We start from the raw sequence: 18,385 nt of genomic DNA, 5'->3' as shown, positions 1-18,385 counted from the left end.
TTGTCCAAGGAATCCTTGAATCCAAACGACAACCTATATGCGGAAACTATTGTGAGGCAAATTCAATTCCTTTAGCGATAAAGATCAGTAACTTCCGGTTAATAGAGGGGCTTAGAAAGTTTCCCATGAGCCTTCTGTTGCGTGTTGCATGGCAACTGGTCGGGCAGATGGGGTGATTGCAGATCGCTTGCTAGTTTGAGCCGATGGAATGATTTTCGGTTTATCCCATTGGGTTTGGGTTGTGCTGTGGGCCAATTGGTTGGGCAATTTGAAGCTACCCGCAGCTTGCACCAACTCCAAGGCTTGGTTTTTCAGGCTGGAAGCAGCCGCAGCCATTTCCTCCACCAAAGCGGCATTTTGTTGGGTGGTTTGATCCATTTGCACCACCGCATCGCCCACCATGTTGACCCCAGTGCTTTGCTCTTTGCTGGCAGCACTGATTTCTCCCACGATATCGGTTACGCGGCGGATACTGCTGACCACCTCATCCATGGTTTGCCCCGCTTTGTCGACCAGTGCGGTGCCTTGCTCAACGCGGTCTACGCTGGTTTGGATGAGTTGTTTGATTTCTTTGGCCGCATCGGCACTGCGTTGCGCCAAGCTGCGAACCTCACTGGCAACCACCGCAAAGCCACGGCCTTGTTCGCCAGCGCGGGCGGCTTCTACTGCTGCATTGAGGGCCAGGATATTGGTTTGGAACGCAATGCCATCGATAACACCAATGATGTCCGCTATCTTTTGACTGGCTTCGTGGATGCCGCGCATGGTTTGCACCACTTCATGCACCACATCACCCCCCTCGGTTGCGATGTTGGACGCACTCACTGCCAGTTGGTTGGCTTGCTGGGCATTGTCGGCGTTCAATTGCACGGTAGAGGACAGTTGCTCCATAGCACTGGCGGTGCTTTGCAGCGATGTGGCTTGCTTTTCAGTACGGATGCTCAAGTCTTGATTGCCTTGTGCGATTTCGGCACTCGCGCCCGCCACGTTTTCTGAGCCTGTGCGTACAGTGCTGATCAGACCAATCAGCGCCTTTTGCATGCGCTGCATGGATTGGGTTAATTTGCCAATTTCATCACCCGATTGGATATGGATGGAGGCGGTCAGGTCGCCTTGCTCAATTTTTTCCACAAAGGCTTGTGATGCATACAGCGGGCGCAGTAAGCCTTTGGCAAATAGCCAAGCGAATACTAGGCTCAGTACTGAACTGAGCAGCAGGCATGCAAGGGCGACGCTGATTGCCAAACTGCGTTGCTGCTGCAGTTCCTTCTCCAAGTCGTTGACCGTTTGCCGTTGCATTTCGGTCAAGTCTTGCACCTTGGCAATGTATTCCTTGGAATACGGCTCAAACTGGCTGTTGAACACTTGGTTGGCCTCGTCGAATTTGCCTTCTTTTTTGAGCGCCAAGATGCTGTTGCGCGCTGCTAGATAAGCTTTGCGTTTGTCCGCAATCTCTTCGTAGAGCTTTGTTTCAGCTGGGGTGTTGATAAAGCCTTGTACGGCCTTTTGGATTTCATCAATGGTCTTGCTGGACTCTGCTTGCTCTTGCGCGAAGTATTGCATCAGGCTGTCGTCGCTGGATTTGACAATCGCCGCTGTGCGTTTGACCCCTGCATAAGTGTTGCGATACCAGTCACTGATCAAGCGCTCCACCTTCAGAGGGTCTTGCAAGATAGTGTGGGCGTTATCACTGATCTGTACCAGTTGGTAGAGGCTGAATGCTGTGCTAAGCCATCCCAGCACAATCACCACTCCCATGGTTAAGCCCAACTTGGTGCCAATTCGTGCGTTGCGCAGCATATGCAATCTCCAACTGTTCTGTTTTTACTCTAGCCAGTATCTGCCAAAGATTCGCGAGTTTTGTGCGGTGATTGCTAAATTTATCCTTTATTACGTTAAAAAACGTTAATGCTATTTTCGTAAAGTTCTGTTTCAAAGCATGCAGTGATATGCCAATAATCAGCCTGGCGTTGCAGTCTCAGTGCCGTCGGTATGCTTGGCATTGCAGTCAGCCAAGCAGGCATTTGCACCACCACTGCACAGGTAGTGGTGCCAGCGGTTGGCAAGATGGCTTGACTTGCCCAGCTAGTCCGCATAAGGGCATGGGCCCAAGCGCTGGCGGTGTCGGGGTGCGCTGCTAGCTCTAGCAGCATTACATATTGTGGTGGCATCAGTGCAAAGTCGCCCGAGTCATGGCTTTGCAGTGCTTGGCGTGGGCTGATCCAGCGCGTTTCTTCGCTTTCATGGTTGGCGCAACCAGCTTCTTGCCCAGTGGGCATAGGTGCTACAAAAAACTGCGTGTCGTAGCGATAGGATCCCATGGTGGGCCGCTCAGGTGTGACCCAACGGGCCCAAGGGCGCAGACTGTGCGGGCTGGTATCGGGCAAAAAAACGCCGGCTTCTTCTTGCAGTTCGCGCACTGCTGCGCAGGCCAAAGTGGCAAGGCCGTTGGCGGTGCTGTCGCCTACACAGTCTGTCGCATCCACCTTACCACCCGGAAACACCCAAATACCACCCAGTACAGCTGCATCGTTGGGGCGGCGTTGCATGAGCACCTGCAAACCCTCTGGGCTGTCACGCAGCAGCACAACGCTAGCGGCAAGCCGGGGAACTATGGGGGCCGTGGCGGTGCTGCCGTGGTGGTCGGGGTTACAGTGTGCAGGCATAAATACAAGGAGATCTGTGTGACAAGCGTGATAACCGATACCCAAAGCGAACACCGCAGTGATCGTATCGACTTTGCCGGGCAAGTGGCCATTGTGACTGGCGCGGGTGCAGGCCTAGGGCGTGCTTATGCGCTGGCGCTAGCATCCCGAGGGGCCAAAGTGGTGGTCAACGACGTGGGCGATGCCGCCCATGCTGTGGTGGCTGACATAGAAGCCGCAGGCGGTCAGGCCATGGCCCCAATTGCGTCGGTGACCGATTTCGCCGCCGTGCAAGCCATGGTGGAGCAAGTGGTGCAGCGTTGGGGCAGGGTGGACATGTTGGTCAATAACGCGGGCATATTGCGCGACAAAAGCTTTGCCAAGATGGAGTTGGAGGACTTTCGCCTCGTGCTCGACGTGCACCTCATGGGCAGCGTGCACTGCTGCAAAGCCGTGTGGCCCATCATGCAGGCGCAAAACTACGGCCGCATCGTCATGACGACCTCATCCAGCGGTTTGTATGGCAACTTTGGCCAAAGCAACTACAGCGCCGCCAAGATGGCACTGGTCGGCCTCATGCAAACCTTGGCACTGGAGGGGCACAAACACCACATTCATGTGAACAGCATTGCCCCCACTGCCGCTACTGGTATGACCCAAGGCTTGCTGCCCGAGGCCATGCTGGCCCACCTGCAGCCCGAAGCCGTGGTGCCCGCCGTGCTCACCCTGCTGGCACCGTCTGCGCCCACGCGCACCATCTTGTGCGCCGGGGCTGGCCATGTGGAGGCGGCGCATATCACCCTCACGCAAGGGCAATGGATAGGCATGGATGGTGCCGCGCCCGAGCGCTTGCAACAGCAGCTCAGCCACGTGCTGGAGCGGACCCAAGACATGGTGCCCAGCCAAGGCATGGAGCAAGGTCAGCACGAACTGCAAGCCGCCATGCGTGTGGCCGCCGCCGCTACCACAGCCCGTAAACGGCAAACTGCTGGCTAAAGCCTTTCGCGAAACCTTGCTCTGGCAAGGTTGTGCCCATGGTGTTACCGTTCGCCCCCCTATGCTGACCCCTACCGAATTCACCCCCGATGTAAGCCTGCTGTCCACCGAGCGCCTGCGCGGCATGCGCCGAGGGCTGGAGAAGGAAAGCCTGCGCGTGGACGCGCGCGGCCCGCTGCCTGCCTTGGCCCAAACACCCCACCCCGTGGCGCTGGGTTCGGCCCTCACGCACCCGCACATCACCACCGACTTCAGCGAATCCCAGCTCGAACTCATCACCGGTGTGCACCCCACGGTGGAGTCGTGCTTGGCCGAGCTGGAGCGCGTGCAGCGCTTTGTGTGCCAGCAGTTGCCTCAGGGCGAGCAGATATGGGTCTCCAGCATGCCCTGTTGCCTGCCAACAGACGACCAAATACCACTGGGCTACTACGGCACGTCCAATAGTGGCCGCTCCAAAACCGTGTACCGCCATGGTTTGGGTCTGCGCTACGGGCGGCGCATGCAAACCATATCGGGCATTCACTACAACTGGTCCTTGCCCGGCCTGAGCAGTGCGGACTATTTCGCCCTCATCCGCAATTTCCGCCGCCATGCCTTTGTGCTGCTGTATTTGCTGGGCGCATCGCCTGCTGTGTGCAGCAGTTTTGTGGCCGGACGCCAGCACGTGCTGCAGCCTTTTCCGGCTGCGCCCGACACCACCCTGTACCTGCCGCACGCCACGTCGCTGCGCATGGGCCGCTTGGGCTACCAGAGCGATGCACAAGCCAGCCTGCGCGTCAGCTACAACAGTCTGGAAGGCTATGCCCACAGCCTGGAGCAAGCGCTGACCCGGCCTTACGCGGCCTACGCCGCACACGGTGTGCAAGACGCCAACGGCCAATACCAGCAACTGGCCACCAGCCTGCTGCAAATAGAAAACGAGTTTTACAGCACCATCCGCCCCAAGCGCGTCACCCGTCCGGGCCAGCGCCCGCTGCACGCCCTGCGCCAAAGCGGGGTGGAGTACGTGGAGGTGCGCCTGCTCGACCTCAACCCGCTGCTGCCACTGGGCATAGACGCGCAAGCGCTGCGCCTCATCGACCTGTTCTTGCTGCACTGCGCCACCACGCCCAGTGCACCCGACAGTCCGCAAGAGATAGCCGACCTGCTGGCCAACCAGCAAGCCGTGGCCGAGCGCGGGCGCGACCCGCAGCTCACCCTGCAGCGCAACGGCCAGAGCGTGCTGCTGCGCGACTGGGCGCACAGCGTGCTGCAAGCCTTGCAGCCACTGGCCCAGGCTATGGAGGGTGTGGACGCGGGCTACGTGCCAGCATGGCAAGCCGCCAGCCGCCTGATGGACACGCCCGAGCAACTGCCATCGGCCCAAGTTCTAGCCGGCATGCAGCAGCAGGGCGCATCGCACACAGAGTGGGTGCAAGCCCAGTCTGCCCGCACGCATGCGGCCATGACCGAGCCAGCACTCGCCCCCGACGAACTGGCGCACTGGCAAGCCAGCGCAGAGCAGTCATTGGAGAAACAGCGCGCCATAGAGGCCGCCGACACGCTGCCGTTTGACGAGTATTTGCAGCACTATCTGGCACCGGAGAGTTTGGTGGCGTGAGGGGAGTGCGGCAGCTCAAGCCACATATGCACCTTTGACTTGAATCCGCCCGGCGTGGCAACCGCCATGGGTTCCACACCAAACACCTTGAACCCTGCGGATTCGTACAGACGCGTTGCAGGTAAGTTGCCCTCAGTAACGGTCAGGGTGATGACTTGTACCTCAGGTCTGACCTTGGCCGCTTCGAGTGCGGCTGCAAGCAGTGCCTTGCCTGCGCCAGTGCCTCTGGCGTACTCCATGACAAACATGCCGATGAGGTGCGCCTTGTGCCTAGTCTTGGGCTTGCTTGAAAATTCAATCGTAACGGTGCCGACTAATTTCCCATTGTCTATAGCGCCAAAGGCAACGCTCATGGCCTTGGGGTCAGCAAGGCGCATGATCCACCACGATTCAGGCTCAGTAGCTCTCTCTTCAGCTGTGGATGTGAAGGCATCGGCAGCCGCTTCGTAAGCGTGCAGCATCAGCGCTCTGTAGCGCGGGGCATCTTGGGCGGAGAGGGTGACAACGTGCATCGTGCGTGAGTCAGTCTGGATTCGAGGGGGTTATGGCTTTTGCCTTGATTCAAGTTTGAGCATGATGCCCGGCTTTCCAGATGGCTTGAAGTCTTGAATAACCACCGTAGTTTCTGATCCATACGCACCTTCCCAGATAAATGAACGCCTGCCATCGCGATCTGATTCCGGTGACTTTATGGCGGTTAGTTTCAGGGTGTTGATCGCTTCATTTCGCAGAGCTTCTGTGTCTTGAATATCTGCTACTACGGCGCAGCTTGTCACGGTTCCTTTGGGGCCGGTTACTTCCTCGAGTGTGAGTACAACTGCTCCAGTTGTCAGGCCATTGCTCCATACCTTGAGCCGTGCGATGACTCCCCCCGGTGCGGGGAGTTTGTTCTCAGTTACAGGTCGCATCTGCATGGCCTCAGCCTTAGTTGCAATCGTCTCAAACTTGGGCAGCTCTAGCGTGCACATGACTTGGAATGCATTGATGACTGACTGGTCGCGTTTAAGAAGGCTGGCGCCACCCTCTGGCTCTGCGGTAGTTACTGAGGCGAAGCAGAACAAAATACCGGCCAATGCTAAGTGGCGCATGCGGCTGATGTGACTGATGTGCATAAGGGCTCTATGGGATTTATCGCACTGTAGCCGAGCATTTACCTCGGCTGCAGCGCCGGCCAACTCGCGCCGTGTGAGTCCTGTAGCTGTTCCAGTGTGTATCACTGTTAATAAAAAGTGCTAACCCAATTTATGTTGATATGCATTGGGCATACCCAAGGCACTAAAAATGCCGGAGTTGGAACTGCACAGATGCATCCCAATGCCTACAGATTTTCGTTTACCGCTTTGTCCGAGGGGGCTCGTGCCCTAGATAACCGCCTGCAGCCCGACCAGTTCGCTACAGGGCTTGGAGGCGGACGTTAACTGTGATTTCATTTGTATCAAAACATTCCAATTTGATACATTTAAAATAGAATAAGGGTTTTTGCTAGGGGGAAATGATGAATTGGAGTCGTTTTACGCTTTTGGGAGTTGTGGCTGCTGTACTGACTGCTTGCGGTGGCGGTGGCGATAGCAGCAGTTCCAGCAATGTCCTCACGGGCACTTTTGTGGATGCCAAAGTTCAAGGCCTGAGCTACACCTGTGGGACGCAAAGTGGTCAAACCAATGCCAGCGGCAATTTTTCTTACGTTGCAGGCAGTACTTGTACGTTCAAAGTCGGCGGTGTCACCTTGGGTAGCAGCACAGCCAAAGCGGTGGTGACCCCAGTTAGCTTGGTGTCTGGCGCATCAGACGAGACGAACTCAACCGTTCAAAACATTGTTCGTTTCTTGATGACATTGGACACCGACGGTGATGCAAGCAATGGCATTGGCTTGGGCACCTCGGGCACCACCTTGAGCAGCGATACCTTGGACTTCAGCAGTGCCTCGTTTGATACAGATGCACAAACCTTGGTCAGCAAAGTGAATTCGTCTTCTACCTTGGTTACGGCCACTGATGCTGCAAGCCATTTGCAAAGCAGCTTGAAAGCCTTGATGAATGGCACCTACAGCTGCACCTACAGTGGTACGGACAATGGCACCGTGAGCATGACCGTGAGCAATGGCAGTGTTTCGGGCAGTGGTAGCAGCAGCAAATTTTCTAACTTCACCTTTACCGTGAGTGGCACTCTCAGTTCTACAGGGACTGCCTCGATTACGGGGTCTGGCGCTGCGTCATCCGGGGCCACTTTCTCTGGCAGCTTTACCCAAGTGGGCAGTGCTTCTGGAACGTGGACTAACACAATCTCCTCGACCACATATTCGGGCTCCTGGAGTTGCAGCCGCACTAGCAGCTAAGCCTCACATCCTCACTACCACCCGATAGCTCAACGTCGCCTGCCCTTGCGCAGGCACGGTCACGCTCCAGGTGGCGGTGTGGGCGTTGCCCTTGGTGCTGGGCAGGTTGCTGTGGATGATCTGCCAGTCGCCGGGGACGGGCTCTTGCACGGTCACGGTCACGGCTTCTTTTTTTGCGTTTTTCAGCACCAGCTCGTAGGCGCTCTCGTAGCTGTAGCGGTACTTGCTGCCAGCGGCGTTGGCGGGCAGTTTCTTGAAGTCGGTTTGCTTTTTGTCGGCGGTCACGTCAAAGGCGTTGCCCAAGCGCAAGCGCACGGTCTGCTGGGCGGGGGTGTGGTCTATGCGGTCTTCGCCAAGAAATTGGGCGCTGCCCGCCGCATCGCGTTGGTACACGCGCACCACGCCTTTGGGCAGTGGCAGCCCGAGCTGGGCGCGTTCGGTGTTGTCAAACTCCAGCCAAGCGCTCACCTTGAACCGCTCGCCCAAGTTGGTGTTGCTCGCGCCTGCATTGCCCACCACGCCGTCTAGGTAGTAATAGTCTTGGCCTTGCAGCAGCAGCACCTTGCGCGCAGGCACGCCGCTGGCCGATAGCAGGGCCACTTGCTTGGTTTGGTTGTTCTCCAGCGTGGTGGGGCGCTGGAGTGAGTACAGGTGGTATTCAAAGAGCGACTCTTCGCGCACCCCATCGGCCACTTTGGCGGTGGTCGCCGCCATGGCCAAGGTGCGCAGTTGGCGCTCGGGTGGGGCGACTTGGTTCACGTCGCCCGCTACCAGTTGCAGGCGCGCGTTGCGGTAGCTGGTGCCGCTGGTGTTGGTCAGCGTCACCCAGCCCGAGAGGTTGAGCTGTGGCCCGCTGGCGTGGGTGTCGGGGCTGAGTTCGACCACGTAGTCGGCCTTCCAGCCTAGGCCGCTGGTCAGGTAGCTCAGTTCCACGTCCTGCGGGGTGTGCGGGGTGTAGGCCTGATTGGTGGCGCGGTTATTGGCCTGCATGTTCACCAGCATGGACAAGGTGGGGCGGCTGCGCAGGGTGCTGGGCACGTCGGCAAACACCACGCGGGCGTTGGCGGGCAGGCTGTTTTCTATGCGTTGGTCGGCGTACTGCAGCACCAGCCCGTCTTGGGTGGAGAGCACGGTGGCGGTTTCCGTTGTGTCGGCCCCGGTGGCGGGGTTGGTGCGCAGCACGCGCACGCTGCGGCCCATCGATTTGTCCAGCAGCTTTTGCGGGGTGAGCAGGTCAAAGTCGAAGTTTTGCTCCAGCACGCGCAGGGCATCGGCCTGCTGCAGGTGGCGCAGCAGCGCGGTTTCGGGGCGGATGCGGGCGCTCACATCGCCCAGCGCCAGCGTGCTGGTGCCACTGGGCAGGTGGATTTGGCGTTGGTCTTTCACCAAGGCCAGGTTCTCGTTGTAAATGGTGATGGCCAGGGCGTGCTGGTCGTCTTGGCTGCTGTTGATCGCCGGGGGCTGGGTTTGGGCTTGGGCCGTGGACAGGGTGGCGCAGAGCACAGCGCCTGCAGTGAGGCGCAAAGAGAAACGCAGTGACGGATACGAACGCATACAGGCCTTTGGTTCAGGTGTGGGGCGGTGCCCAAGCAGGGTGTTGGTGTAACGTAGCCCACTGCGGATATGTTGACAATAAGCCGCAACAGCTTGCTGGTATTGCTGTGGCAGCTATCAAATTGATAGCAGGCTTTATGACGTGTGGGCAATGTCTTGCACGCGCCCGTGTTCCAGCCGCACCCGGGTTTGGCCAAAGCAGGCCAGGTCGTCGGCATCGTGGGTGACCAGCAGCAGCGGTATGCCGGTGCGATCCAGCAGGGCCAGCAGCTCGGCGCGCAGTTGCTGGCGCAGGGTGGCATCCAGTGCGGCAAAGGGTTCGTCCAGCAGCAACGCACGCGCTTGGGCACACAGCGCACGGGCCAATGCCGTGCGCTGGCGCTGCCCGCCAGACAGGGTGGCTGGGTATTGCCCGGCCACGTCTTGCAGGCCCAGTGTGTCCAGCCAGTGCTCTACCTGTGGGTGGCGCAGGCGTGGGCTGGGGTTGAGCAGGTGCAGCCTGTCCGGCAGGCCAAAGGCCACGTTTTGCCGCACCGAGAGGTGTGGAAACAGGGCGTAGTCTTGGAACACATAGCCCATATGCCGTTGGCGTGCGGGCAGGCACAGGCCCTGCGCGCTATCGAGCAGCAGGCGGCCTTGGCTGGCAATGCGGCTCGGGCGGCTGGTGCTGTTTGCTGGGTGTGCTTTGAGCGGCAGTAGCCCGGCTATGGCTTGCAGGGTCAGGCTTTTGCCTGCGCCCGATGGGCCGTGCAGTACCGTGCACTGGCTTGGGCTGCTAAAGACCACATCCAGCGCGCTGTGCAGGCCAGCCGCGCCATCGGCGTGCACGGCAACTTGCCACACCGGGGGGGCAGCGCTGCTGTGGGGGGCGGGACTAGGGTGGTCGGTGGGCATGGGGCAGGGCTCGCAGGGGGAGTTGGCTGGTTTTACAGGCGCTCAGGTGCCAGTCGGCGTGCCAGCAGGAGCAGTGCCACGCAGGTGGCGGAAATGACCAGCACCATCAGGTGTGCTGCATCGTCTTGCCCGGCCTGCACGGCTTCGTAAATGGCAATCGACAGGGTTTGCGTCTGGCCCGCAATGCTGCCTGCCACCATGAGCGTGGCGCCAAATTCGCCCAGCGCACGGGCCAGTGCCAGCAAGCTGCCCGCCAAAATGCCGCGCCATGCCAGTGGCAGACTGATGCGCCAGAACACCGCCCATTCGCCCAGGCCCAGCACACGCCCAGCGTTTTCCAGCGGGGCAGGCACTTGCTCCAATGCGGTGCGGGCGGCTTTCATGATGAGTGGAAAGGTCACCACCGTGGCCGCCATGATGGCGGCGCTGCGGGTGAAGATGAGCTGCACGCCCAACCACTGGTGCAGCCACTGCCCCAGCCAGCCCTGTTTGCCCCACAGCACCAGCAGGTAGTAGCCCAACACGGTGGGCGGCAGCACCATGGGCAGGGTGAGCAGTGCATCGAGCAGTTCGCGCCCCCGAAAGCGGTAGCGCGCCAGCAGCCAGCCCACGGCCACACCCAGCAGCAGGTTGATGGCAGTGGCGCTCAGCGCCACTTGCAGGGACAGGCTCAGCGCGGGCCAGATGGTGCTACTGGTAGAGAGGACCGTAAGGGCGGAAGAGGCGGAGAGCAACAGCGCGTCCTGCAGTGGGGCTTGGGTTGATCAAGGGCGGCTAAAGCCGTAGCGCTGCAGTACGGGCCATGCGCTGGGGCTGGTCACGTAGTCCAGCCATTGCTGGGCCAGTGCTGCGCGGGCTTGGTCGGCGGCTGGGGTGGTGGTACTGTTTTTGACCAACGCCACGGGGTAGAGGATGGCTTGTGGCGTGGGCACGGTGGCTACGGCTTGCACCTTGTCGCGCAGGGCCACGGCATCGCTGCCGTACACAAAGCCGGCCTCTACTTCGCCGCGTGCTACGTAGTCCAAGGCTTGGCGCACGTTTTGGGCGTAGATGGCTTTGGCTTGCACAGCGGGCCACAGGCCACTGGCTTGTAGCGCGTTTTGCGTGTAGCGGCCAGCGGGCACGGTCTCGGGCTTGCCCATGGCAAAGCGCTGCACGGCATTTCGCTGCAGGTCTTGTGGGGTTTTTACGACCACGCTGGGATTGATGGGGGTGATCAGCACCAGCGTGTTGCGGGCAAAGGTGCGGCGTGTGCCTGCCATCAGCAGTTGCTGTTCTTGGGCCTTGTCCATGGTGTCTTGGTCGGCGCTGGCGAACGCATCCACGGGAGCACCTTTGGCGATTTGGGCCAGCAGCACATCGGAGGCAGCGAACTGCAATTGCACTTTCACACCCGGATGGCTGGCTTCAAAGTCAACGGCCAAGTCTTTGAAGGCATTGGTCAGGCTGGCGGCCGCCGATACGGTGATGCTGCGAGACGCCGTGTTGTTCTGCGCCCAGACATGGGTGCTCAGTAGCCAAGGCAAGCTGACTGCGCATGCCATACACGCCATGCGGAACCAGTCTGAGTGCTGCCGTATGGCCCGCAGTAGGCGGTACATGGGCACTTTGGTCGTGGGAGCGTGCATGGCAGTCCTTGGCTAAGTCGAAATATTTATGCGAATATAACGCATGCGCCGAAAGGCCTCGCAACGGCAGCATGCAGGTCTATCTCAGGACTGCATGAAGGCTTTCAAGGCGGCGATATCGTCCGTGCAGGCTTGTTCGGCTGTTGCTTCAATGCGACGGTAAAGCGCCACGATGGCCAAACCTGTCGGGGTGAGTTGGCTGCCTCCGCCTTTGCTTCCGCCTGTTGCAGACTGCACCGCTGGCTCGCGCAGGCAGCGATTGAGTTCATCAATGAGCAACCACGCCCTGCGGTAGGACATGCCCAAAGACTGGGCGGCCGCTGAGATGGAACCGTATTGCTGCAACGCCTCAAGCAGCGCCACTTTGCCTGGGCCTAGGGCGATGGCATCGCCTACCGTCAAACGGGCGCGGAATTTGAAGCGTTGTGTGTGCATATGCAAAAACTTTCAGTCTTCTGGTATTTTGCCGATGCATGGCTATGATGAAACAGTTCGTTGGCATGGTTCTTGACATTCTTGAACCGCGCAAGCCTTTTCTAAAGGGCAACGTTGCCCCACTATTAACCAATAACAAACAGGTGCTGCATGCAGAGTAATCGCCGTCAAGTTCTTCAGTGGCTGGGAGCCACAGGTTTCGCGCTTCCTTGGGCCAGTCGTGCCTCAGGGGGGCGCATTGTGCTGGGGCAATCGGCGGCTATGTCCGGCCCTTCTGCTCAGTTGGGTATTCAGATGGCGCTGGGTGCCAAAGCCTGTTTTGATGCCTTCAACGCTGCAGGCGGTATCAACGGCACCACGATTGAATTGCGCACCTTGGACGATGGCTACGACCCCGAGCGCTGCAAGGCCAATACGGCCAAGTTCATTGCAGACGATGTGTTTGCCTTGTTCGGCTATGTGGGCACGCCTACTACGGTGGCCGCATTGCCCTTGATCAAAGACAGCCGTAAACCATTTTTGGGGCCGTTCACAGGGGCTATGTCGCTGCGCGAGCCACGGCTCAAAAATGTGTTCCACGTGCGCGCCTCGTATGACCAGGAAACCGAAGAAATCATCAAGCAACTGACCAATCTGGGCCTCAAGCGCATCGCCGTTTTTATGCAAAACGACGCCTACGGCGAAGCGGGGCTCAGCGGTGTGACCAAGGCCTTGCAAGCACGCGGATTGGCACCTGTGGGCATAGGCCGAGTCGAGCGCAACAGCTTGGATGTGGCCGCAGCCGTGAAGGATGTGCTGGCATCCAAACCCGATGCGGTGGTGCAGGTCAGTGTGTACAAGGCCTGCGCCGAGTTCATCCGTGCGGCCCGCAAGGGTGGGTATGGCGGCGTGTTTTTCAATATCTCGTTCGTGGGCACGCAGGCGCTGGCCGATGAACTGGGGTCAGAAGGAGCCGGTGTGCGGGTCACCCAAGTCATGCCCTATCCGTATGCGCCTATTTTGCCCATCGTCAAGGAATACCAAGACGCTTTGCGCAAATACGCGGGCGATGCCAAACCCAACTATTCCAGCATGGAAGGTTATATCGCTGCGCGGGTGTTGATCGAAGGCTTGAAGTTGGCCAAACCGCTGTCGCCCGAGGGGCTTATTGCCGGCTTGGAGTCGCTCAACAACATCTCTGTGGGCGGTTTTGCTGTGGGGTTTAGCAGCAGCAACCACGTGGCGTCCAAGTTTGTGGAGTTGTCCATGCTCAGCGGTGATGGGCGCGTGCGACGCTGATTAGGGGACAATGAGCGCCTTTTTTGGCGCGCCGCGCCAGTAGCACAGGACAGTAGGCATGGCAGTACAGTGGTTCCCCGGACATATGCACCTCACGCGCAAAGCGATTGAGGATCGCATCAAGCACATTGATGTGGTGATCGAGATGCTGGATGCCCGCTTGCCTGGCTCCAGCGCCAACCCCATGCTCAAGCACGTCACCAAAGACCGCCCCAATCTGAAGGTGCTCAACAAGCAAGATTTGGCCGACCCGGAGCGCACCAAGGCTTGGCTGGCCCACTACAACACCCAACCCGGTATGCGCGCCATTGCGCTCGATGCCAGTATGGCGGGCCCGGCCAAGGCACTGACAGCCGCGTGCTTTGAGCTAGCCCCCAACCGGGGCGGTATGAGCAAACCCATGCGGGTGCTCATTTGTGGCATTCCCAACGTGGGCAAGAGCACGCTCATTAACACCCTCAAAGGCCGCCGTGCGGCCAAAACAGGCGATGAAGCGGGGGTGACGCGCACCGAGCAGCGCATCACCATTGCCGATGATTTCTACCTCTTTGACACCCCCGGTGTGCTGTGGCCGCGCATCATCGTGGCGCAAAGTGGTTACAACCTGGCCGCCAGTGGCGCGGTGGGACGCAATGCTTTTGACGACCAAGAGGTGGCGCTGGAAATGCTCAACTACCTGCGCGTGCATTACGCCCCGCAGCTACAGGCGCGCTACAAGGTCAGCCCCGAGCAGTGCATGGACTGGAAAGACGAAGACTGGCTGCAAGCGGTAGGCCGCGCCCGGGGAGCCTTGCAATCGGGTGGGGTGGTCAACGAGCAAAAAGCGGCTGAACTGCTGATTCACGACTTTCGCAGTGGACTTTTGGGGCGCATTTCGCTGGAAACGCCTGAGCAGTTCGACCAATGGCTGGTTGAGGGCAAGAAACTCGATGCCGAACGGCAGTTGCGCAAAGAAGCGATCGAATTGGATCGTGCGATTCGTTTCAAAAAAGTGCCGCGGCCCGATGGACGCAACCCTGAAAAAGGCAGTAAACGCCCGTCGATACCGGGTAAACGAGATCCTCGTTTCCCTTGATAAAACGTTTTATCTACACTGCCTACAATTTCTGCCATTCCCTCCACAACATAGAAAGGAGACAAGGGAAATGGCAGCACAACACAATGCATGCAAAACCCCGCGCAGTTGGACGCGCCGTGACTGGATTGGCTTTAATGCTGGAGCGGCAGCGGCCCTGTTGGTGGCCAAGCCCGCTGCTGCAGCGACCTTTATCAAAGGGGCTGATGTCAGTTGGGTCAGTCAACAGGAATCAGCAGGTTATTCGTTTTACAACGCTTCCGGTGTCAAGACAGATCCCTTTCGCTTGTTGGCCGATTTGGGCGTGAACGTGATACGCCTGCGCGTGTGGGTCAATCCCTCGGGGGGCTGGTGTGATGGGGCTGATACGCTCTACAAAGCCAAGCGGGCTTTGGCCATGGGGCAAAAAATCATGCTCACTTTCCATTACAGCGACACGTGGGCTGATCCCGGGCACCAAACCAAACCTTCTGCATGGAGTAGTCATAAAACCATCAGTGAACTCGCCACCGATGTGTATTCACACACCCAAGGTATTTTGAATTACCTCAAAACCAATGGTGTGACGGTTGATTGGGTACAGGTGGGCAACGAAATCAACAGTGGCATGTTGTGGCCTGAAGGCAAGGCGTCGGGATCGAGTTTTGGCAATCTGGTTCAACTCATCAACAGTGGCTACAACGCCGTCAAAGCGGTTTTCCCCAGTGCCAAGGTGATATTGCACTTGGCCAACGGGCACGACAACACCACTTTCCGTTGGTTTTTTGATGGCATGAAAACCAATGGTGCCAAGTACGACGTTATTGGCATGTCCCATTACCCCACCGCCAGTAACTGGACGAGCTTGAATGCGTCGCTCTCTACCAATATGGCCGATATGGTGTCGCGCTACGGCAAGCCGGTGGTGGTGGCTGAAACGGGCATGGACTGGCAGCAAGCAGCGGCTGCCAAATCCATGATCACAGACCTGATTAGCCGCGTTTCAGCCTTGGGGGGCAATGGTTTGGGTGTGCTGTACTGGGAGCCCGAAGCCTATCCGGGTTGGCAGCAATACACCTTAGGGGCACTCAATGGATCGGGCCGCTTCACTGCAGCCTTGGATCCATTTTGATGGGGGCATTGTTGTCGCCCAACACAACAATGCCAGTGGTCTAGCCTCTTGTGGCACTAAGCCTGCCCCAGATGTACTGGGCAGGCTTAGGCGACTTAAGCGACTACTTTGAACACGCCAACGGCATGTTCCAGCGTCGTGGCTTGGGATTCCAGGGCTTTGGCTGCCGCCGCTGCTTCTTCGACCAGTGCAGCATTTTGCTGGGTTACACGGTCCATGAGTTTGACGGCGTTGTTCACTTCAGAGATTCCCATGCTTTGATCTTCACTGGCCGTGTGGATTTTGCCCACTACCGTGGTGACTTTCTGCACTCCATCCACAATGCCTTGCATGGTCACACCGGCTTGCTCGACCAATTGCGTGCCGCTTTCGATCTGGTGAACGGAGTCGTTGATGAGATCGGTGATTTCTTTGGCCGCTACTGCACTGCGACCCGCCAAGCTGCGCACCTCGCTGGCCACTACTGCAAAGCCCCGACCTTGCTCACCTGCGCGGGCTGCTTCCACCGCAGCGTTCAGGGCCAAGATGTTGGTTTGGAAGGCAATGCCATCGATGACGCTGATGATGTCCACAATCTTGCGCGATGACACGTTGATGGAGTTCATGGTCTCCACCACCTGGCGCACGGCATTGCCGCCTTGTGAGGCTAGCTGGGATGTTTCTTGCACCAGTTGATTGGCTTGGCGTGCGTTGTCGGTGTTCAAACGCACCGCGTCGGTCAGTTGCTCCAAACTGGCGGCTGTTTGTTCTAGCGACGATGCTTGCTCTTCGGTACGAGACGCCAAATCGGTATTGCCAGCAGCAATTTGACTGGCTGCCACAGTGACGGAGTCAGAACCGCTGCGTACCGTGTGGATGACATCGATCATGCGTTGGCGCAGTTGGTTAAATGCATTGGCGGTCTGACCAATCTCGTCCATGCGATCAATGGCCAAGGGACGCGATAAATCCAAGGTCTGGCCAATGTACTCAAACCCCGCTTGCATGCTGCTCAAGCCTGTGCTGATGTTGCGATGGATGGAGTAGCCCAGCACACCGGTGATGGCAATTGCCAATACGACAGAAGCAATCAAGGTATTGAAGGCAAAGTCGTAGGCCTCTTGGCTCTCATGGCGCACTTCTTCTATCAGCTTGCGGTTGTATTCCACGTGCTTGTCAAACCCTTTTTTCACGGCTGCTGCAGACAGGGCTAGCGGGGTGCCGGCCAACAGGGTGGCGCGCACCCCGTCCATGTCGCCGGCATGGGCTGCTGCAAAGAAGGGAATGAGCGCTTGGCGGTAAGCCGCGATGTTGGCTTTATCTTCTTGCAGCAATTTGCGATCGGTTTCGTCGTAAATGCGCTCGTTTTCGTATTTCTCCATGGCGTCATCGAGTGCCTTGTTGGCATCGGCCAAGGCTTTGTCCAAGGCCGATTTGTCGGGCAGGTTGGAGAACACCGAGAGGCGATACCCTGCCAAACGTGTGTCAGCCAGATACCCTTTGGCGGCATTGATGGTTTCCATGCTCGGTATCAAGCGTTCTTGGATCAGGCTCAAGCGCTGTTCGGCATTTTTTAGTTTGATCAAACCATCCAAGCCTACGAACAGCAGGCCTGCAAGGGCTATGAGAAGGGTAATAGCAAGTTTTCTGACAATGGTCATGGCTAATCCAACGAGTTTTGTAGATGTAAAAGTTATGCAGCCAAAGAAGGGGGTGCGTTGATGGCACCGAGCGAGGAGCCGTGCTCACGGCAGAAGTCCAAGCCAGCTTGGTAGCCTACTTGGAAGAGGGTTTGCATATTGGATGTCGACCAGTCCAATACCGAAGGCCAGTGTTTTTTTGGAATGCGATCGAGCAAATCAACGCGCAGTATTTGGCGCTTGCTATTGCCCGTAAGGGGATCACGGTTGTGTTCAAGCTCGAACAAACGCTGCTCAGCCTTGGAAATTTTCACCAACGGCGTGATGATGGAACGCACCCAGGCGTCGTACAGATTGCGGGGTTTGCGTATAAAGCGGTGGTCCCCCAGAATGTCTAGCACCACCAAAGTGTCCACTTCGGGGTGGCGTTGCTGGCCCTTGGCGTCGGTGGTGAAGGGCTCAAAGTTCAGGGTGTCGAGCGCCGCACCTTCGATGTAGTGCTCACCATCGATTTCAGTGGGGGCGTACAAAAAAGGAAAGGACAGTGCCGCCCGTACGTGGAGCGGTGTGATTTCTTGCTTGTTCCAAATCGTCATCTGGCCTTGCTCGATGTTGAAGGCGTTGATGTAGAACTCGGGCCCCATGCGGGAGACTGCATCAAAGTTGACGGATTGCTCTAAGAACGGCAAGTGTGCGCACAGCCCCAAACTTTTGGAGCTCAGGTTGCTGGGTGACATGGCGCTAAACATGAGCTGTGCCCAGTCACTCCAAGCCCCGGCCATGGCTTGCATGGGTTGGGTCAGCATGCCCAACATGGGGTGCTCTAGGGGGGATGTGTTGTGGCCCGCCATCAGCGGGGATAGAGCGGAGCGAAACCCCTCGGCTTGGTTGCCAGGTTTTTGGAAAACCTTGTAATTAACGGGGAATAGCTTGTAGAGGTTGTCGCTAACCCCAACGTCAGCCCAGCGCTCTAGTGCTTCGCGTGGGTTGCCATCTTTGGGGGCTGTGTAAAGCAAGCCCATCAGGACGCCGGCACCCGATGCAGAAATGACGTCGAACTCCAATTCGTAGTCGACAAACGCAGCCAATGCACCTGCTATCAGGGTGGAGTTCGGTGCTCCCCCGCCAAGAATAAGGGCTGTTTTCCCATTGCCTAAGGTGTTAGTCATAGTGCATCCAACGAAAGTTAGGGGAATGTCCCAATTGCGTGATATG

The 18,385-nt window shown here is 58.1% G+C and carries 17 protein-coding genes; 6 read left to right on the top strand and 11 right to left on the bottom strand.

The features are described from left to right. Nucleotides 1-111: 111 nt before the first annotated feature. Together KIK84_RS16850 and KIK84_RS15145 are read right to left on the bottom strand one after the other, a co-directional pair. Nucleotides 112-1,800: a methyl-accepting chemotaxis protein gene (locus tag KIK84_RS16850; RefSeq protein ID WP_214123952.1), complete on the bottom strand. Its 1,689-nt coding sequence runs from the start codon at nt 1,798-1,800 to the stop codon at nt 112-114. Nucleotides 1,801-1,895: 95 nt separating this feature from the next. Then, on the bottom strand, nt 1,896-2,666 hold the full coding sequence (locus KIK84_RS15145) for an NUDIX hydrolase (protein ID WP_214123951.1): 771 nt from the start codon (nt 2,664-2,666) through the stop codon (nt 1,896-1,898). Nucleotides 2,667-2,684: 18 nt separating this feature from the next. Here KIK84_RS15145 and KIK84_RS15140 point away from each other — a divergent pair, with 18 nt between their 5' ends. Both KIK84_RS15140 and gshA read left to right on the top strand, forming a co-directional pair. Beyond that, the gene (locus tag KIK84_RS15140; protein ID WP_349815944.1) at nt 2,685-3,641 is read left to right on the top strand and encodes an SDR family NAD(P)-dependent oxidoreductase; all 957 of its coding nucleotides are present in this window, start codon (nt 2,685-2,687) and stop codon (nt 3,639-3,641) included. A 61-nt stretch (nt 3,642-3,702) separates the two neighbouring features. After that, nucleotides 3,703-5,241 carry a glutamate--cysteine ligase gene (gshA, locus tag KIK84_RS15135; protein WP_214123950.1) on the top strand — a complete coding sequence of 513 codons (1,539 nt, stop codon included), beginning with the start codon at nt 3,703-3,705 and terminating at the stop codon, nt 5,239-5,241. Here gshA and KIK84_RS15130 read toward each other — a convergent pair. Beyond that, nucleotides 5,211-5,753 (bottom strand): GNAT family N-acetyltransferase, encoded by a 543-nt coding sequence (locus tag KIK84_RS15130; protein ID WP_214123948.1) that lies wholly within the window; start codon nt 5,751-5,753, stop codon nt 5,211-5,213. The genes gshA and KIK84_RS15130 overlap by 31 nt on opposite strands. A gap of 30 nt (nt 5,754-5,783) precedes the next feature. After that, nucleotides 5,784-6,353 carry a hypothetical protein gene (locus KIK84_RS15125; RefSeq protein ID WP_214123946.1) on the bottom strand — a complete coding sequence of 190 codons (570 nt, stop codon included), beginning with the start codon at nt 6,351-6,353 and terminating at the stop codon, nt 5,784-5,786. A gap of 383 nt (nt 6,354-6,736) precedes the next feature. Between KIK84_RS15125 and KIK84_RS15120 the strand changes: the two genes are divergently transcribed. Beyond that, complete coding sequence (locus KIK84_RS15120) at nt 6,737-7,576, top strand: hypothetical protein (RefSeq protein ID WP_214123945.1); 840 nt, start codon at nt 6,737-6,739, stop codon at nt 7,574-7,576. Nucleotides 7,577-7,579: 3 nt separating this feature from the next. Here the strand turns inward: KIK84_RS15120 and KIK84_RS15115 are convergent, their stop codons facing one another. The 5 genes from KIK84_RS15115 to KIK84_RS15095 all read right to left on the bottom strand — a co-directional run bounded on the left by KIK84_RS15115 (nt 7,580) and on the right by KIK84_RS15095 (nt 12,087). Then, entirely contained in the window at nt 7,580-9,130 is a 1,551-nt protein-coding gene (locus KIK84_RS15115; RefSeq protein ID WP_214123944.1) for a DUF4139 domain-containing protein, read from the bottom strand. Nucleotides 9,131-9,265: 135 nt separating this feature from the next. Beyond that, complete coding sequence (locus KIK84_RS15110; protein WP_214123943.1) at nt 9,266-10,024, bottom strand: sulfate/molybdate ABC transporter ATP-binding protein; 759 nt, start codon at nt 10,022-10,024, stop codon at nt 9,266-9,268. A 32-nt stretch (nt 10,025-10,056) separates the two neighbouring features. Continuing rightward, nucleotides 10,057-10,758: a molybdate ABC transporter permease subunit gene (gene modB / locus KIK84_RS15105; protein WP_250208016.1), complete on the bottom strand. Its 702-nt coding sequence runs from the start codon at nt 10,756-10,758 to the stop codon at nt 10,057-10,059. Between the two features lie 30 nt (nt 10,759-10,788). Continuing rightward, the gene (gene modA, locus KIK84_RS15100) at nt 10,789-11,577 is read right to left on the bottom strand and encodes a molybdate ABC transporter substrate-binding protein (RefSeq protein ID WP_214123999.1); all 789 of its coding nucleotides are present in this window, start codon (nt 11,575-11,577) and stop codon (nt 10,789-10,791) included. A gap of 159 nt (nt 11,578-11,736) precedes the next feature. Beyond that, nucleotides 11,737-12,087: a winged helix-turn-helix domain-containing protein gene (locus KIK84_RS15095; RefSeq protein ID WP_214123941.1), complete on the bottom strand. Its 351-nt coding sequence runs from the start codon at nt 12,085-12,087 to the stop codon at nt 11,737-11,739. Nucleotides 12,088-12,237: 150 nt separating this feature from the next. On the opposite strand from KIK84_RS15095, the gene KIK84_RS15090 reads away from it, so the two are divergent. The 3 genes from KIK84_RS15090 to KIK84_RS15080 all read left to right on the top strand — a co-directional run bounded on the left by KIK84_RS15090 (nt 12,238) and on the right by KIK84_RS15080 (nt 15,551). Then, the gene (locus KIK84_RS15090) at nt 12,238-13,365 is read left to right on the top strand and encodes an ABC transporter substrate-binding protein (RefSeq protein WP_214123940.1); all 1,128 of its coding nucleotides are present in this window, start codon (nt 12,238-12,240) and stop codon (nt 13,363-13,365) included. A 58-nt stretch (nt 13,366-13,423) separates the two neighbouring features. Next, entirely contained in the window at nt 13,424-14,440 is a 1,017-nt protein-coding gene (gene ylqF / locus KIK84_RS15085) for a ribosome biogenesis GTPase YlqF (protein ID WP_214123939.1), read from the top strand. 70 nt (nt 14,441-14,510) lie between these two features. Further along, a complete protein-coding gene (locus KIK84_RS15080; RefSeq protein ID WP_214123938.1) occupies nt 14,511-15,551 on the top strand; it encodes a glycoside hydrolase family 53 protein in 1,041 nt (346 codons plus the stop codon). A 95-nt stretch (nt 15,552-15,646) separates the two neighbouring features. Here the strand turns inward: KIK84_RS15080 and KIK84_RS15075 are convergent, their stop codons facing one another. Further along, nucleotides 15,647-17,191 carry a methyl-accepting chemotaxis protein gene (locus KIK84_RS15075; RefSeq protein WP_214123937.1) on the bottom strand — a complete coding sequence of 515 codons (1,545 nt, stop codon included), beginning with the start codon at nt 17,189-17,191 and terminating at the stop codon, nt 15,647-15,649. 32 nt (nt 17,192-17,223) lie between these two features. Further along, complete coding sequence (locus tag KIK84_RS15070; RefSeq protein WP_214123936.1) at nt 17,224-18,339, bottom strand: patatin-like phospholipase family protein; 1,116 nt, start codon at nt 18,337-18,339, stop codon at nt 17,224-17,226. Between the last annotated feature and the right edge of the window lie 46 nt (nt 18,340-18,385).

Source organism: Curvibacter sp. CHRR-16 (genome assembly GCF_018474005.1).
Taxonomy (GTDB): Bacteria; Pseudomonadota; Gammaproteobacteria; order Burkholderiales; family Burkholderiaceae_C; genus Allorhodoferax.
This window is presented reverse-complemented; position numbering and strand designations above follow the sequence as displayed.